At 60.4% G+C, this 15,629-nt stretch carries 15 protein-coding genes; 10 read left to right on the forward strand and 5 right to left on the reverse strand.

The window, feature by feature from the left end:
• The first annotated feature begins 67 nt into the window (after window positions 1-67).
• Entirely contained in the window at window positions 68-577 is a 510-nt protein-coding gene (locus J2T23_RS19300) for a hypothetical protein (protein ID WP_307362700.1), read from the forward strand.
• 51 nt (window positions 578-628) lie between these two features.
• Here the strand turns inward: J2T23_RS19300 and glmS are convergent, their stop codons facing one another.
• The gene (gene glmS / locus J2T23_RS19305) at window positions 629-2,521 is read right to left on the reverse strand and encodes a glutamine--fructose-6-phosphate transaminase (isomerizing) (protein WP_307362703.1); all 1,893 of its coding nucleotides are present in this window, start codon (window positions 2,519-2,521) and stop codon (window positions 629-631) included.
• A gap of 105 nt (window positions 2,522-2,626) precedes the next feature.
• Here glmS and coaA point away from each other — a divergent pair, with 105 nt between their 5' ends.
• The 3 genes from coaA to mscL all read left to right on the forward strand — a co-directional run bounded on the left by coaA (window position 2,627) and on the right by mscL (window position 4,982).
• Entirely contained in the window at window positions 2,627-3,622 is a 996-nt protein-coding gene (gene coaA / locus J2T23_RS19310; protein ID WP_210418859.1) for a type I pantothenate kinase, read from the forward strand.
• Between the two features lie 5 nt (window positions 3,623-3,627).
• Window positions 3,628-4,485, forward strand: coding sequence for a M15 family metallopeptidase (locus J2T23_RS19315; protein WP_307362705.1), 858 nt, complete (start codon window positions 3,628-3,630; stop codon window positions 4,483-4,485).
• Between the two features lie 92 nt (window positions 4,486-4,577).
• Window positions 4,578-4,982 (forward strand): large conductance mechanosensitive channel protein MscL, encoded by a 405-nt coding sequence (gene mscL / locus J2T23_RS19320; protein WP_141159804.1) that lies wholly within the window; start codon window positions 4,578-4,580, stop codon window positions 4,980-4,982.
• 73 nt (window positions 4,983-5,055) lie between these two features.
• On the opposite strand, the gene glmM is transcribed toward mscL, so the two are convergent.
• Together glmM and J2T23_RS19330 are read right to left on the reverse strand one after the other, a co-directional pair.
• Window positions 5,056-6,417 carry a phosphoglucosamine mutase gene (gene glmM, locus J2T23_RS19325; protein ID WP_307362707.1) on the reverse strand — a complete coding sequence of 454 codons (1,362 nt, stop codon included), beginning with the start codon at window positions 6,415-6,417 and terminating at the stop codon, window positions 5,056-5,058.
• A gap of 91 nt (window positions 6,418-6,508) precedes the next feature.
• Complete coding sequence (locus tag J2T23_RS19330) at window positions 6,509-7,645, reverse strand: acyltransferase family protein (protein WP_307362709.1); 1,137 nt, start codon at window positions 7,643-7,645, stop codon at window positions 6,509-6,511.
• A gap of 157 nt (window positions 7,646-7,802) precedes the next feature.
• On the opposite strand from J2T23_RS19330, the gene J2T23_RS19335 reads away from it, so the two are divergent.
• The 3 genes from J2T23_RS19335 to J2T23_RS19345 are packed head-to-tail and all read left to right on the forward strand — an operon-like array spanning window position 7,803 to window position 12,797.
• Window positions 7,803-9,041 carry a bifunctional glycosyltransferase family 2/GtrA family protein gene (locus J2T23_RS19335; RefSeq protein WP_307362731.1) on the forward strand — a complete coding sequence of 413 codons (1,239 nt, stop codon included), beginning with the start codon at window positions 7,803-7,805 and terminating at the stop codon, window positions 9,039-9,041.
• Window positions 9,038-10,927 carry an ArnT family glycosyltransferase gene (locus J2T23_RS19340; protein ID WP_307362711.1) on the forward strand — a complete coding sequence of 630 codons (1,890 nt, stop codon included), beginning with the start codon at window positions 9,038-9,040 and terminating at the stop codon, window positions 10,925-10,927. The genes J2T23_RS19335 and J2T23_RS19340 overlap by 4 nt, the downstream gene beginning before the upstream one ends.
• A complete protein-coding gene (locus tag J2T23_RS19345; RefSeq protein WP_307362714.1) occupies window positions 10,908-12,797 on the forward strand; it encodes an ArnT family glycosyltransferase in 1,890 nt (629 codons plus the stop codon). The genes J2T23_RS19340 and J2T23_RS19345 overlap by 20 nt, the downstream gene beginning before the upstream one ends.
• A 55-nt stretch (window positions 12,798-12,852) precedes the next feature.
• On the opposite strand, the gene rpsI is transcribed toward J2T23_RS19345, so the two are convergent.
• Both rpsI and rplM read right to left on the reverse strand, forming a co-directional pair.
• A complete protein-coding gene (gene rpsI / locus J2T23_RS19350; RefSeq protein ID WP_141159801.1) occupies window positions 12,853-13,356 on the reverse strand; it encodes a 30S ribosomal protein S9 in 504 nt (167 codons plus the stop codon).
• A 38-nt stretch (window positions 13,357-13,394) separates the two neighbouring features.
• On the reverse strand, window positions 13,395-13,838 hold the full coding sequence (gene rplM, locus J2T23_RS19355; protein ID WP_043454696.1) for a 50S ribosomal protein L13: 444 nt from the start codon (window positions 13,836-13,838) through the stop codon (window positions 13,395-13,397).
• 328 nt (window positions 13,839-14,166) lie between these two features.
• Between rplM and J2T23_RS19360 the strand changes: the two genes are divergently transcribed.
• The 3 genes from J2T23_RS19360 to J2T23_RS19370 all read left to right on the forward strand — a co-directional run bounded on the left by J2T23_RS19360 (window position 14,167) and on the right by J2T23_RS19370 (window position 15,501).
• Window positions 14,167-14,799, forward strand: a complete 633-nt coding sequence (locus J2T23_RS19360; RefSeq protein WP_307362718.1) for a prepilin peptidase — start codon at window positions 14,167-14,169, stop codon at window positions 14,797-14,799.
• A 268-nt stretch (window positions 14,800-15,067) separates the two neighbouring features.
• A complete protein-coding gene (locus J2T23_RS19365) occupies window positions 15,068-15,268 on the forward strand; it encodes a Flp family type IVb pilin (RefSeq protein WP_307362721.1) in 201 nt (66 codons plus the stop codon).
• Between the two features lie 32 nt (window positions 15,269-15,300).
• Window positions 15,301-15,501 (forward strand): Flp family type IVb pilin, encoded by a 201-nt coding sequence (locus J2T23_RS19370; RefSeq protein ID WP_307362728.1) that lies wholly within the window; start codon window positions 15,301-15,303, stop codon window positions 15,499-15,501.
• Window positions 15,502-15,629 lie beyond the last annotated feature (128 nt).

Raw genomic sequence — 15,629 nt, forward strand, 5'->3', positions numbered from 1 at the left:
TAAAAGTTACGCAGATCCGCCCGGCCCCAGGTATCAACGTTTTTCCATTTGCTGGAGATAATGCCCTATGGACAAGTCGATAGGCTCCCAGGCGCCACGGAGGAGAAGACCTTGGCGAAGGGTTTTCAAAGGAGTCCTGATCGCACTCGCCGTCATCGCTGCTCCGTTTCTTGTGTTGCAGGCGTCGTACGTGTTGGGAACGGCCCGGATGGTGTCACTCGCCGACAGGCTCCATCCGTTGGCCGGGTGGGAACCCGATGGTGAAAACGTCAGCGGCGGCTTCTTCTGCGTCCCTGTCGCTGTGCCTTGCGACAGCATGTGGCGCCAGTACAGGACTCAGCAACCCCCTGCTCCCTCCGCCATCCGCCAACTAACCGTGGCGGCGGGGCTGGACGGGAAAGTGGACGGGGACTGTGAAACGTCTCCCCTTCCTCCGAATGTCACCGGAATGTACACAGCATGCAGCGCAGCCGATGAGTTGGACGGCTATGACGTTGAGGTTCGGGTGCTGAAGTTGGCGGAGAACGACCCGGAACGGATCATCCAGTTCCGGCTAGGCAGCATCAAAAACCGCTAGGCAAACAGAAACCCCGGGCCGTTCTGGCCCGGGGTCTGCGTTCCATTGGGTTTATTCGACCGTGACGCTCTTGGCGAGGTTGCGGGGCTGGTCCACGTCGTAGCCCTTGGCTGCGGCGAGTTCCGCGGCGAAGATCTGCAGCGGGACGGTGGTCAGCAGCGGCATCAGCAGCGTGGGGGTCTCGGGGACGTAGAAGACGTACTCGGCGTAGGCCTTCACGGCCTCGTCGCCTTCCTCGGCGATGACCAGGGTCCGGGCGCCGCGGGCACGGACTTCCTGGATGTTGGAGACCACCTTGGAGTGCAGCGAGTCGCGCCCGCGCGGGGACGGGACCACGACGAACACGGGCTGGCCTTCATCGATCAGGGCGATGGGGCCGTGCTTGAGCTCACCGGCGGCGAACCCTTCGGCGTGGATGTACGCGATCTCCTTGAGCTTCAGCGCGCCCTCGAGGGCCACGGGGTAGCCTACGTGCCGGCCCAGGAACAGCACTGACTTCTCCTGCGCCATGGACCGGGCCAGTTCACGCAGCGGGCCGGCGTTGTCCAGGATGGTCTGGATCTTGGCGGGGATCTTGTTCAGGTCCGCCAGTACGTCCTTGATCTGGCCGGAGAAGATGTTCCCGCGCAGCTGCGCCAGGTACAGGCCCAGCAGGTACGCGGCCGTGATCTGGGCCAGGAACGCCTTGGTGGACGCCACCGCGATCTCCGGGCCGGCGTGCGTGTACAGCACGGCGTCGGACTCACGCGGAATGGTGGAACCGTTGGTGTTGCAGATGGAGATGGTCTTGGCGCCCTGTTCGCGGGCGTACCGGACGGCCATCAGGGTGTCCATGGTCTCGCCGGACTGGGAGATGGAGACCACCAGGGTGTTCTGGTCCAGGATCGGGTCCCGGTAACGGAACTCGTGTGCCAGCTCCACTTCGGTGGGGATCCGGCACCAGTTCTCGATCGCGTACTTCGCCACCATGCCGGCATACGCGGCGGTGCCGCAGGCCAGGACGATGATCTTGTTGACCTGCTTCAGCAGCTCCGGGTCGATCCGCAACTCATCCAGGGTCAGCTTGCCCTTGATGTCCGAACGTCCCAGCAGGGTCTGCGCCACGGCGTCGGGCTGGTCATGGATTTCCTTCTCCATGAACGAGGAGAAGCCGCCCTTTTCCGCGGAGGCCGGGTCCCAGTCCACGTGGTATTCCTTGCCCTGGGCCGGGTTGCCGTAGAAATCGGTGATTTCCACCGTGTCCGCGGTGATCGTGACGATCTGGTCCTGGCCCAGCTCCACCGCGCGGCGGGTGTAGTCGATGAACCCGGACACGTCCGAACCCAGGAAGTTCTCCCCCTCGCCCAGGCCCACCACCAGCGGTGAGTTGCGGCGGGCGGCCACGACGACGTCGGGCTGGTCCGCGTGCACAGCCAGCAGCGTGAAGGCGCCCTCCAGGCGCTGGCAGGCGAGCTCCATCGCCTTGGTCAGGCCGCCGTTGGCGGTGTCCCCGCCCAGCTTGTTCCGCAGGATGTCTGCCAGCAGCGCGGCAGCGACCTCGGTGTCCGTCTCGGACAGGAACGTCACGCCCTTTTCAAGCAGCTCCAGCTTGAGCTCGGCGAAGTTTTCGATGATGCCGTTGTGGATCACGGCGAGCTTGCCGCCATCGGCCAGGTGCGGGTGCGCGTTGCGGTCCGTCGGCCCACCGTGCGTAGCCCACCGTGTGTGGCCAATACCGGTCAGGGTCTCCGGCAACGGCCGGGCCTCCAGCTCGCCAATCAGGTTGCTCAGCTTCCCGGACTTCTTCCGCGACTCGATAGCGCCCTGGGACACCACAGCCACACCGGCAGAGTCATAACCGCGGTACTCCAGGCGGCGGAGCCCCTCAAGGACAACATCCAACGCACTGTGACCATTAACTGCACCGTCCACGGAACGGCCTACGTAACCCACGATTCCACACATAGGGACAAGACTATCGGGCGCGTGGCACTTGTTCTAAACCGGAGGACCGCGATGCAGCGCCCCCGTGACAGGTGCCGCCGCGCTGAACAGGGGCGTCATTTCGCGATGGGCCGGGCGGGGGGCAGAATCTTTAGCGTGACTTCGCAACGCAATGAAGCGAACGGGGAGGGTGCCTCGCCGTTCGTGGAGCTGGACCGCCATACCTGGTCCCGGCTCGCAGCCCAGATGGAACAGCCCCTCAACGAAGAGGACGTGCTGCGCCTTCGCGGGCTCGGCGACCCCTTGGACATCAAGGAGGTCAGTGACGTCTACCTGCCGCTGTCACGGCTCCTGCACCTGTATGTGGAGGCTGCCGGACAGCTGCACGCGGCCACCACCACCTTCCTTGGCGAGCAGACCCAGCGCACGCCCTTCGTGATCGGCGTGGCCGGCTCGGTCGCGGTGGGCAAGTCCACCATCGCCCGTGTGCTGCGGGAAATGCTGCGCCGCTGGCCGGGCACCCCCAACGTCGAGTTGATCACCACGGACGGTTTCCTCTACCCGCTGGCCGAGCTCAAGCGCCGGCAGCTGCTGGACCGGAAGGGCTTCCCGGAATCCTATGACCGGCGGGCGCTGCTGCGCTTCGTGAGCGAGATCAAGGGCGGTGCCGAGGAAGTCCGGGCGCCCTGGTATTCGCACGTCACGTACGACATCGTGCCCGGCAAGGAAGTGGTGGTCCGCCGCCCGGACGTGCTGATCGTCGAGGGCCTGAACGTCCTGGCCCCGGCCCGCCCCCGGCATGACGGCCGGCAGGGCCTGGCGTTGAGCGACTTCTTTGACTTTTCCATCTACGTGGACGCGAAGACCTCCTATATCGAGGAGTGGTACGTGGACCGGTTCCGGAAGCTGCGGAGCACCGCGTTCGCGCAGCCGGAGTCCTATTTCCACCGCTACGCCACGCTCTCCGACGATGAGGCAGAGAACACCGCCAGGGACATCTGGAAGCGGATCAACGAGCCCAACCTGGAGGAGAACGTGCTGCCTACCCGCGGCCGGGCGCAGCTGGTGCTGACCAAAGACGCGGACCACTCCATCCGCCGCATGCTGCTCCGGAAGGTTTAGCACAGGTGTGCTACGAATGCGGGTCGCACAGCCGCCGCAGCTTCACGCGCTTCCTCGCTGCGGGGGCCGGGCTGACTGTCCTGTCCGCCTGCACGCCTGAGGCACCCAAGGCGGCGCCGTCGTCGTCCGCTGCTCCATCCCCGTCCCCCTCCCCTGCGGCCGCCACCGCGTCAGCGGGCCCGACGGCGGACGCGGCCACCGTGGGCCAGCCGGCTGAGGCGCCGTCCCCCACACCGTCGCCATCGGCAGCTTTGGCACGGCAGTTTTCGCTCGATGATCCGGCGAGCCCCTGGGTCATCGTGAACAAGCACCGGCCTTTGAAGCCGGCCGACTATGTGCCTGCCGACCTGGTGCGTCCCACCGTCGCCATTTCCGCCGCAGGTGAGGCGGCGCTGCTGAACGGCACCACGGCAGCAGCGGCCGAGGCGATGTTCGCGGCGGCCGCGCAGGACGGTGTGGCGATGGTCCTGGCCAGCGGCTACCGTTCGTACAGCACCCAGGTGACCACCTACAACGGGTACGTCGCGGCGCGCGGACAGGCCGACGCCGACACCGCCAGCGCGCGTCCCGGCCACTCGGAGCACCAGACCGGGTGGGCGTTCGACATCGGCGACGGCGGGGGCGCCTGCAGCTTCCAGCCGTGCTTCGCGGAGCAGCCTGCGGCCACGTGGGCGAAGGCGAACGGGCACCGGTTTGGATTCGTGGTGCGCTACCCGTGGATGCTGCATCCCATCACGGGGTACTACTACGAGCCCTGGCACCTGCGGTATGTGGGGGTTGAGGCGGCAACGGACATGCTGAACCGCGGCATCGGGACGCTGGAGGAATACTTCGGGCTGGAAGCGGCACCGGGATACCCGTGAACGTTCCGCACGCCAATCCGGTTCCCAAGACGCGATAAGAATTTACCGCCGCGTTATCTGAAGCACTCCCTCCGTGGGCTAGCGTGGGTCCCATGCTGACAGGATTCAAGAATTTCATTATGAAGGGCAACGTCGTAGACCTTGCCGTCGCTGTTGTCATGGGTACTGCCTTCGGCGCGGTTGTAACCGCGCTGGTGAACAAGGTGCTCATGCCGTTCATTGCAGGGCTTGTGGGATCGCCGAACTTTGACAGCTTCGCCAAGGTGGACTTCAACGGCAACGCCGTGGAGTTTGGCGTCCTGCTAACCGCGATAGTCAACTTCCTGCTGATTGCCGCCGCCATCTACTTTGTGGTGGTCATGCCCATGAACCACATGATCGAGCGCCGCAACCGCCGTCTCGGCATCAACCAGGACGTCAAGGAAGAATCTGCCGAGGACCCGCAGATCGCCCTGCTGACCGAAATCCGTGACTCCCTCCAGAGCCGGAATATCTGACCCCGTATCCGCCCCGCAACTGTGGCCCGTCTCCTGATGGAGGCGGGCCACAGTTGGTTGCAGATGTTCGCGGCTAGTTTGCAGCGAGCTCCAGCGCGAGCTCGGTCCGGACCACCTGTGCGAGGTGTTCGGCAATGGATTGGGCCGTCTCTTCGTCCGCCGCCTCCACCATCACACGGACCACGGGCTCGGTGCCGGAGGGGCGGAGCAGGACGCGTCCGGTGTCACCCAGAGCGGCTTCCGCTGCCGCCACGGCCTGGGCCAGTACCTCGCTGCTGCCCACCCTGCTGCGGTCAACACCCTTGACGTTGATGAGTACCTGCGGGAGCTTGGTCATGACCGTGGCGAGCTCCTTGAGCGGCTTCCCGGTCAGGGCCACCTGCGCGGCGAGCTGCAAGCCGGTAAGGAGGCCGTCGCCGGTAGTCGCGTGGTCGGAGAAGATCACGTGGCCGGACTGCTCGCCGCCCAGGTTGTAGCCGCCGTCGCGCATTCCTTCGAGGACGTACCGGTCCCCCACGGCTGTTTCCATAATGGTGATGCCGGCGTCGCGGAGGGCGATCTTGAGGCCCACGTTGCTCATGACGGTGGCCACGAGGACATCGTCCTTGAGCTTGCCGGCCTTCTTGAGCGCGACGGCGAGGATGGCCATAATCTGGTCGCCGTCCACCTCGTTGCCTTCATGGTCCACGGCCAGGCAGCGGTCAGCATCGCCGTCGTGGGCGATGCCCAGGTTGGCGCCGTACTTGATTACGGCGTCCTTGAGCGGGCCTAGGTGGGTGGAACCAACACCGTCGTTGATATTCAGTCCGTCAGGATCCGCGCCGATGACGATGACGTGGGCGCCGGCGTCCTTGAAGAGCTGGGGCGAGCAGCCGCTGGCGGCACCGTTGGCGCAGTCCAGTACCACGGTGAGGCCGTCCAGGCGGTGCGGCAGGGTGCGGAGCAGGTGGACGATGTAGCGGTCTTCGGCATCCGAGAAGCGCTGGATGCGGCCGACGTCGGGGCCGGTGGGGCGGACGGCTTCCTTGTTCATCTGTGCCTCAATGGCGTCCTCCACCTCGTCGGGCAGCTTCTGGCCGCCCCGGGCGAAGAACTTGATGCCGTTGTCCGGCGCCGGGTTGTGGGAGGCGGAGATCATGACTCCGAAATCGGCGTCCAGGTCCGCGACGAGGTAGGCGGCGGCGGGGGTGGGCAGGACGCCGGCGTCATAGACGTCGATGCCCGAGCTGGAGAGGCCGGCTTCCACGGCTGCGGCGATGAATTCGCCGCTTGCGCGCGGGTCACGGGCCAGCACGGCGCGGGGCCGGGAGCCGTTGGAGTTGCGGTCGTGGCCGAGCACGACGGCGGCCGCCTGGGCCAGCTGCAGGGCCAGCTCTGCTGTCAGCAGGCCGTTGGCCAGCCCCCGGACACCATCAGTTCCAAATAATCTAGACACCGGTCAAGTGTAGAGGATGGGTGGATAGGAGCTTGAAACGGCTGACCAGTGGTCCGAAGGAGGACCAGCGCAGGATTCTGATAGCCCGAGCCTAACGCTGCGTCACCAGTCGTTGCTGGGTGGGGCCCGCCCATTTCGTCGCAAACCTGCCAACAATGACAGACAGCCGATGACACGGTCGTTCCATGAGGCGGAAGAATCCCTCAGCCAGCACAAACGAAGCGGGCATAGCGATCGCAACGACAAGCAATGGATCGGTGATTCTCAGCCCGAAGGCAATCGCCATGACAACGGGTTCATGAACTAGATAGAGACTGAAGGATCTTGTTCCGAGCCATTGGACTGCCGGCCCTTTCCCAAAGCTGGTTGCCAGTTTGGAACCGATGAAGACGAAGACTAACACGGCTCCTCCTAGCGCAGCGACCGCCCGGGCCATGAGGAATGGCGGGGCTACCCAGTGCACATTCAAGAGCATCAGCGAAGCCACAAACAATAGCCCCCAGCTACGGCTGTTCAACTTGGTTGCCCACGCGTGCAACCTATCTCGTCTTGCCGCCATGAGTACCCCCACTCCGAAAATCGGAAGGTAGGCCGGTCCTACCACGTTGATGAGATCAGCTAAGCCAATCAGCATAATCAGCGCCATTGCGGCAATGACCCAGAACCGTCGAAACCATATGGCCGCGACGACGAACAGCGGCAGGAGCAGCGAGAACACTATCTCCCATTGAAGGGACCACAGTGGCGAGTTCAGAGAGCTTGTCCCCAGAAGGAGCACAGAGTCTCTCAAGACATCGCCCTTCTCGTCATGCAGATTCACCCACCAACTAAAGGTCGGGTCGGCGGCACGTCGGAATACCAAGGTGGACAGCAACGCAATAACTAGGGACGCCCACACGGGTGGATAGATCCTGAGAAGTCGCCGAGGTATGTATGCTGCCCAGTTGGGTGAGGATTTAGTGATGAATGGAAGTGCCAGAACGAAGCCGGACAATACGAAAAAGACATAGACAGCCTCCTTGCCGGCCCAAAGTAGGTGCAGCGGTGTGAAGGTGACCCACCAAACCCAAGCTTCCACCTGCCCCTCGGTTTGCCTCTGGGCCGCTGACGCGAGTGGAGGCGACACGAGGAAGCAATGGTGTATCAGCACGACTGCGGCTGCGAGTCCCCGCAGGCCGTCCAGAGACGCGTATCTTACTTCGTCTCGCTCAAGAACAGGTTCCCCCATGTTCGAAAAGCTAACGCTGACGACGGACGGCGTCCTCAGTAGCACTTACCTGTCCTGGGCATTGGCGAAGCTATGGAACTACTTGGTTTTGACCGCCGGTACCTGTCTTTATCCAAAAGTCTCGCTAACGTCACTTGGCTGCTCCTACGATCCATTCATGACACCTAGCTATGGGGGCTTGGCGCTCGAAATTGTGGTACCGGTCTACAACGAAGAAGCGGTACTCGAACGCAGCATCACAAGGCTCGCCGAATATTTGACGAACGAAATGCCGTCGAGATGGAAAATCACCATCGCCGATAATGCAAGCACCGACAGGACTGCGGTGATTGCCGCTCGACTCAGCGAGCAACTGGACAACGTCGGTTACCGTCGCTTGGAAACCAAAGGACGCGGCCTGGCACTTCGAGACGCCTGGACAGCTTCCGATGCGAAAGTCCTCGCCTACTTGGACGTGGATCTCTCGACAGATCTCGCGGCGCTCCCACCTCTGGTGGCACCCCTGTTGTCCGGGCATTCTGATATCTCCATTGGCACGCGGTTGGGCCAAAATTCACGGGTGAGTCGCGGGCCTAAGCGGGAGTTCATTTCCCGGTCATATAACTTCCTGCTCCGCCGGACAATGCAGGTGCGGTTTTCGGATGCCCAGTGTGGATTCAAAGCCATTCGAGCCGATGTGGCAAAGCGTCTGCTTCCCCACATTGAGGACAATGGCTGGTTTTTTGACACGGAGCTTTTGATTATTGCTGAGCGTTCAGGACTTCGAATTCACGAGATTCCAGTCGACTGGGTAGATGACCCGGACAGCCGCGTGGACATCAAACAGACAGCTTTGGACGACGTGAAGGGAATGGTTCGGGTTGCCGGGTCGCTGATAAACGGCGTCATACCCGTCCAGGTGATATACGCGGAGCTGGGGCGCCGCCCAATCGCGCCCCAAAGCCGGCCAAGCTTTTTTGGGCAAGTGCTAAGGTTTGGCCTCGTGGGCGTAGCGTCCACCTTGGCCTTCGCACTTCTCTACCTCGTAATGCAGGGGCCCCTCGGCTCTCAGGAAGCCAACTTCCTGTCGCTGCTGCTGACGGCCGTGGGAAACACGGCCGCCAACAGGCGTTTCACATTTGGCATCAGCGGGCCCGAGAAGCTGTTTACTCAGCAAATCCAAGGCTTCGTCGTGTTTCTTCTGGCGTGGATGCTTACATCGTCATCTTTGGTGGTACTCCACTCGTTGCACCCTGATGCCGCGCCCAATGTTGAGCTTCTGGTCCTGACCACTGCCAACGTCCTCGCCACGTTAATGAGGTTTGTACTGCTGCGGCTCTGGGTCTTCCGGGCGAGCCGAACCACAGGCATGATAACCAGGATCCGGATGGCGCATGCGGGAAAGTCAGTCCTGTGAAGCTGAAAGAAGAGCAGCGGAGCGGACTTCACCGGTCGTGTAAGGCGCCTGTTCACCAGCAGCTGGAAAAATGGGCTGTTGGCGCCCTAATGCTCATGGCGGGGCTCATGTACGTCTGGGCTGTCGATAAAAATGGATGGGCGAACGCATATTACTCTGCCGCCGTTCAAGCGGGTCAGCACAATTTGCAGGCATTCTTATTCGCTTCTGCTGACTGGGGTAACTTCATCACGGTCGATAAGCCCCCACTAAGTCTGTGGGTGATGGGCGTATCCGTCCGAATTTTTGGGCTCAACTCTTGGTCCTTGATGGTTCCCCAGGCGCTTATGACACTGGCCAGCACCTTCCTGTTGTTTCGGCTGGTCAGACGTTGCTTTCCATTTTCATCGGCCCTCTTTGCAGCAAGCGCCTATGCCTTCGCACCGATAACTGTCCTAATGGCAAGGTACAACAACCCGGACCCGCTAATGATTCTTCTGATGATCGGTGCTCTGTATGCAGGTGTACGGGCAGTAGAGACGGGTCGCTTCATTTACATTTCCCTGGTGGTCTTGCTTCTTGTATTGGGCTTTCTGACCAAACAACTTCAAGCCTTCCTGGTACTGCCCTCAGTTGCGGCCACATACTTGTTATACGAATCAAGTCCTTGGCGAAGGCGGATGTGCAACATAGGAATCGCTGGCATAATTTTGGGGATCGGTTCCCTGTTGTGGCCGCTCTTCGTGGATTTGATGTCGCATTCGAGCCGCCCATATATAGGCGGTTCGACTACCAACAGCATGCTTGAACTCACCTTGGGCTACAACGGGCTCGAACGTATCCTGAAGCAGGCTGATATGCCATCTGCCACCCTGATACCAGATCAATACCGCAGCGTAGAATCCGATGCGGGATTCTTCCGGCTACTCAATACCAACTACGGTCAAGAAATCGGGTGGATTTTACTTCCAGCTTTGCTTGCCAGCATTGCAACGCTGATTGTACTCATCAAAGGAAGTTATTCCCGCAGCCAGTCCGTTCTGGTCTGCGCAGCAAGTGTGTGGACAATTACGACGTATATGGTGCTCAGCTTTATGGGTAACAACTTTCACTCTTACTACACATCTTCACTTGCGCTTCCCTCCGCCTTGTCTTTAGGGCTCGGTATCGACCTAATGACACGAGCAGCGAAGACGCGCCCGGGACGCATCGCGTTGGCTCTCTCGGTGGTCGTGAGCGTAGTATTCGCGCGCGGCATGTGGCAGGTGAGCAACGACTATCCCGAGTGGCTGGGGACCGCCATTCTCCTGATGGGCGTTGGCGCAGCCGCAGTACTGACGGTTCCGGCACCAAGGCGCTGGCTTCCGAACGTCGCCAACGGCCTCGCGATCAGCGCACTTATGATTGGACCACTTTATTGTTCAGCTCTCACGCTCCAGTCCCCGCAGGAAGGATCTAATCCAATTTCTGGTGGACTAACGAAGAGTCCCAATACGCTCAGCCGCTTTCTTCAAGGCGTCAAAAATCAAGAACCCGCTTGGGCCACCGGCATCGCGATAGGCATAAAGCCTGGCCCCGCAATGGTCAACCTAATTCGACAGGCGCCAGCGAGTTGCACATGGGCAGCTGCAACGTATCCAGGTCAGACGGCGGCTCAGTATCAACTTTCAACAGGACGCACTGTCATGTCGATTGGCGGATTCGCTGCCGTTGACCCCACACCGACCCTGGAACAATTTCAGGCGGCGGTAGCGGCCGGTCAAGTCTGCTATGTGATCGAACAGCAAGAGCAGCTGAAGGTGCCGGGCAACAGCAAGGACCTCATCGCCATCCAGGACTGGGTCAAGGCAAACTTTAGAGCGGAGCAGGTAGATGGCACTAACGTCTATGACGTCGCCGATCATTAGATCCAGCGCAGGACAGCTAACGGCAACAACGGCTAGCTTAGCCAGATACTGGCCAGAGCTGGTGCTGTTTTGCCTTGCCGGCTCAGTCTATTTTTGGAATCTCCCTATAAACGGATGGGGAAATCCATATTATGCAGCAGCAGCGCACGTCGGTGCGACAGACATGCAGGGCTTGTTGTTTGGTTCGGCTGATGCTGGAAATGGCCTTTCGGTTGATAAGCCCCCGGCGCATTTGTGGATAATTGCATTGTCTATCAAGCTCTTCGGCCTCAGTTCTCTCAGCGTCTTGGCGCCGCAGGCCCTGATGGGCGTGGCTACTGTATTCCTGGTGTACAGGACGAGTCTTTGCTGGTCCAGTAGGCGACAAGCCCTTCTGGGGGGAATATTCGTCGTACTTACTCCGGTGACGTCCATGATTTTTCGGTTCAATAATCCGGACGCACTGCTCCTCTTTCTATGGTCCTTGACGGTCTTCTTTGCAGTGAAATCCTTGGAAAAGCACCAGTCGAGGTACCTCTACGCTGCTTCACTCATCCTTGGGGTTGCATTCATGTGCAAGCAATTCCAAAGTTGGATTTTGGCGCCGGCGCTCGCAATCGCATTTTTGATGTACGGTGATGGCCGAGTGCGAGCAAGACTATTTCACCTGTTTGCCGGTGCCTTGGTCACTCTTATCCCGGCCTCATTATGGATAGCCATCGTTGAACTCACTCCGCCATCGCAAAGACCATGGATAGGTGGGACGTCTACAAACAGCTTTCTCGACCTAACTTTCGGTTACAACGGCCTTGGTCGACTAACCGGACAGTCGGACCTCGGTGCAGTTAATCCAAAAGGCTTTTCAGGAGTTGTTGGATATGATGCCAGCCTTATTCGACTCTTCACCATCAACTACGCTCCCGAGGTGGCGTGGCTGCTGCCCGTTGCCTTCGTAGGGGCCGCACTACTGGTCATCAGGCTCTGCCGCCGCAGCTCGTCCCGTCTTGAGTCGTACGCCACAACACTACTGTCCATTTGGTTCCTCACCACTTTCGCCGTGCTCAGCTTCATGACGGGCGACATACATCCCTACTACACGTCGATGCTGGCCCTCCCGATGGCATCTACCGCTGCCGCAGCCTTCGAAGGGTGCTGGGTGAACCGAAATAGGCCGACTTACTTGCGTCTGGCGGCCGTCATCACGCTCTTCTGCGCTGTACTCACATCCGGTATCCTCACCTGGTTCCAGGACTGGCAGCCTTGGGCGTCTTTCGGAATAAAAGTTGGAGCGCTTGCGTCCGCATTCTCCTTGATTTTTCCTTACCTAATCAAGCGCCCCAAAGCCGTCGCGACATCGCTCATACTGGCAGGTGTATCAATACTTTTATTACCTGCGATGTTCATCATCGAGTCCATTTCAACTTCGCAGCAAGGATCATTTCCGATTTCCGGACCAGTTCCGACGGTCGAGAGTTGGCATAAACGCGACGCCGAGCAATTGAGTCGCGGTGAGAAAAGTAAGTACGCACTCTCACGAGGAGAGCCCGTAGTTGCAGAAATCGCAGCATACATCGAGGGGACACCTTCTGGCACACGTTGGGCGGCTGCGACGACTGGAAGCGAAAATGCAGCTCTGTACCAGCTGGCTACAAAGCGCCCGGTTATGTCGATTGGCGGCTTCTCTGCTCTAGACCCTTACCCGTCCTTGGACTCCTTTAAGGACTATGTACGCGCCGGAGAGGTGCACTACTACATACACCAGCCAGGGATTCTTAGCTGGTCTGCTGGATCGAACACGCTAGCCGTTGTCTCGTGGATCGAGGACCACTATCCGTACCAGGAATTCTCCGGAGTTCGACTCTATGATTTATCACGGGAACTACCAAATTGACATGCTCAAAAGCCCGCCCCACCAACCGGTGGGACGGGCTTTTGAGCAAGCGGATTTAGCGCTTAGAGTACTGCTGAGCCTTGCGGGCCTTCTTGAGACCGGCCTTCTTACGCTCGATGACACGGGCGTCGCGTGACAGGTAACCGGCCTTCTTCAGCGTCGGGCGGTTGTTCTCGACGTCGATCTCGTTCAGCGAACGGGCGATGCCGAGGCGCAGGGCGCCGGCCTGGCCGGAGATGCCGCCGCCGTGGATGCGGGCGATGACGTCGTAGGCGCCTTCGAGATCAAGGATCTTGAAGGGCTCGTTGACGTCCTGCTGGTGCAGCTTGTTCGGGAAGTAGTTGTCCAGCGCACGGCCGTTGATGGTCCACTTGCCGGAGCCGGGCACGACGCGGACGCGTGCAACGGCTTCCTTGCGGCGGCCAACAGCTGCGCCGGCAACGGTCAGGGCCGGGCGCTCCTTCTTGGGAGCAGCTTCAGCAGCTGAGCTCTCAGAGGTGTAGCTGGTCAGGTTTTCCTCGGCTTCGACAGCCTCGGTGGTCTCTTCGTTCTGAGCCACGATTCTCCTTGTATAGATAAGTTGTTTGGTGGCCAGGACTACTGGGCGACCTGGGTGATTTCGAAAGTCTTGGGCTGCTGGGCGGCGTGCGGGTGCTCAGCACCGCGGTACACCTTCAGCTTGCCCAGCTGCTGGGCAGCGAGGGAGTTTTTGGGGAGCATGCCCTTGATGGCCTTCTCAACGGCGCGGACCGGGTTGGTTTCCAGCAGTTCCGCGTAGTTGACGGAGGTCAGGCCGCCCGGGTAGCCGGAGTGGCGGTATGCGCGCTTCTGCTCCAGCTTGGCGCCGGTCAGGGCTACCTTCTCGGCGTTGATGATGATGACAAAGTCGCCCATGTCCATGTGGGATGCGAAAGTGGCCTTGTGCTTGCCGCGCAGCAGGATTGCGGTCTGGCTTGCAAGACGACCAAGGACAACGTCGGTGGCGTCAATGACGTGCCACTGGCGGTTGATATCGCCGGGCTTCGGGGTGTACGTACGCACGGTGTTTGCCTCGTTCTTGTTCTGGCGTTCTTGTTTAGGTGTCGCTAGCTCGCGCACCTACTGTCTGCGCGCTACCGGAACAGAGGTGAGGACTCCATGTAACCAGTCATCCTGAAGTTCCGAATGTGCACGTTGAGTAGTTATCCTGCAACCGGATCCTCAAGCGGGCACGCACCATCGGAATAGGACACGCACAACGACTACCTAGATTAGCGCGTCAGGTGGTTCGGGGTCAAAATGAGGTAGCCGGAGGCCGCTGGGGCCGCGCCGGCCTAAACCAACGCAGGGGGATGCAGTGTTGTCAGCGGGGAACTGGGACCCTAACGCGGTGCTCTTGGTCGTCGGCGCCGCGCTCTTGGGAGCCGTCCTCTCCCCCATCGTCGAGCGACTGATCGCAAGACTGCTTCCCAGGCTTGGGGAAGTGCCGCGCCTACAGGCGCGAATTTCGACGGCGGCAGTAACCGCCATCGCATGCGCCGCCTTTGCGGCGCGTTTTGGCAGCGGGCTCAGCCTCCCAGCCTTCATTTTGCTTGCTGTCCTAGGCGCTCAGCTGGCAAGGATCGATATCGCGCTCCACCTTCTGCCAAACCCCCTCGTAATAATGCTGTTTGCCGGCGGTCTTTTGCTGCTTCTTTTGCCAGGGATATATGACAAGCAATCTGATGATTTGCTTCGCGGGGCCTTGGGAGCTGTCATTTTGTTTTCCGGCTACGTGTTTTTGGGACTCATTTCGCCCGGTGCCATCGGAATGGGCGACGTGAAGCTAGCCGGCCCTGTCGGCCTTTACCTGGGGTACCTAGGTTGGAGTCACCTTCTCTACGGCGGCCTGCTTGGGTTCGTCCTGAACGGCATCGTTTCAATGTTGATGATCAGCAGAAAAGGCCGGAATGAAGCCGCGGAAGTACCACACGGGCCCTCGATGCTCGGTGCCCTAGCGGCCGTCACCCTCTTCGCAGCTTAGCCGTGTGGCGAAGGGTCTGCCCGGAGGCGCCACGCGGCCCCCAAGTAGTCACCAGGGTACATAGAAATACCGACTGAGTACTACAACACTTCTCCGAGTACGCCTTCTTCTCAGTTCTCGAAAAAGTCGAGTACCACTACGCATTGTTGCCCTATACCCCCCAGTGACATTCTCTTCTTAGCGAAGTCCAGCCGCTAAGGATTTATGGGGGCAGCTGGAAATTCGTTGAAATCAAATAAACCCATTTCACCGAATTAAGGAAAATACAATGACTTCTCTCATGGTCTCGATGATGGCTTTCGTCGCCGGCGTGAAGGATCGCTTCGACTCTGAAAAAGGTGCAACCGCAACCGAGTACTCGCTGCTGGTGGGTCTGATCGCGCTTGTAATCGTTGTTGGCGTCGGGCTCTTCGGTACCAATCTCAACGCCTTCTTCAATGGACTGGCCGGCAAGGTGGGCGCCTGGTAGTCCGCAGCTTCGCAAGGAAGGAAACCGGCGACATGTCAAATGTCAACGCGAGCTACCAGGAACTTCTCGTGGCACTGCGGGCCGTGCTTTCACAGGAAAAGGGGGCAACCGCAACTGAGTACTCACTTCTGGTGGGTCTGATTGCTCTGGTGATCGTTGCTGGAGTCACACTCTTTGGCGGGAATTTGAATACCTTTTTCAACAGTCTGGCAGGCACTGTCGGCGGCTGGTAAGTCAACCAAGTGGTGTGGGGGGCGCGGGGGGGGGGGGCCCCCCCCCCCCCCGCCCGCCCCCCGGGGGGGGCCCCGCTTCCGCGCCTTCGGGTAGGTCTACTACTTTTGGGCTGCCGCTTGGAGCAGCG

Origin of the sequence: Pseudarthrobacter niigatensis, assembly GCF_030812615.1 — a bacterium.
Lineage (GTDB): Bacteria > Actinomycetota > Actinomycetes > Actinomycetales > Micrococcaceae > Arthrobacter > Arthrobacter niigatensis.

Bases quoted from the DNA above. Each gene is read 5' to 3' on its own strand.
- J2T23_RS19335 (WP_307362731.1), top strand. From the start codon at position 7,803: ATGACACCTAGCTATGGGGGCTTGGCGCTCGAAATTGTGGTACCGGTC.
- J2T23_RS19330 (WP_307362709.1), bottom strand. From the start codon at position 7,645: ATGGGGGAACCTGTTCTTGAGCGAGACGAAGTAAGATACGCGTCTCTG.
- coaA (WP_210418859.1), top strand. From the start codon at position 2,627: ATGGGCCGGGCGGGGGGCAGAATCTTTAGCGTGACTTCGCAACGCAAT.
- J2T23_RS19345 (WP_307362714.1), top strand. From the start codon at position 10,908: ATGACGTCGCCGATCATTAGATCCAGCGCAGGACAGCTAACGGCAACA.
- J2T23_RS19300 (WP_307362700.1), top strand. From the start codon at position 68: ATGGACAAGTCGATAGGCTCCCAGGCGCCACGGAGGAGAAGACCTTGG.
- J2T23_RS19365 (WP_307362721.1), top strand. From the start codon at position 15,068: ATGACTTCTCTCATGGTCTCGATGATGGCTTTCGTCGCCGGCGTGAAG.
- mscL (WP_141159804.1), top strand. From the start codon at position 4,578: ATGCTGACAGGATTCAAGAATTTCATTATGAAGGGCAACGTCGTAGAC.
- J2T23_RS19370 (WP_307362728.1), top strand. From the start codon at position 15,301: ATGTCAAATGTCAACGCGAGCTACCAGGAACTTCTCGTGGCACTGCGG.
- glmS (WP_307362703.1), bottom strand. From the start codon at position 2,521: ATGTGTGGAATCGTGGGTTACGTAGGCCGTTCCGTGGACGGTGCAGTT.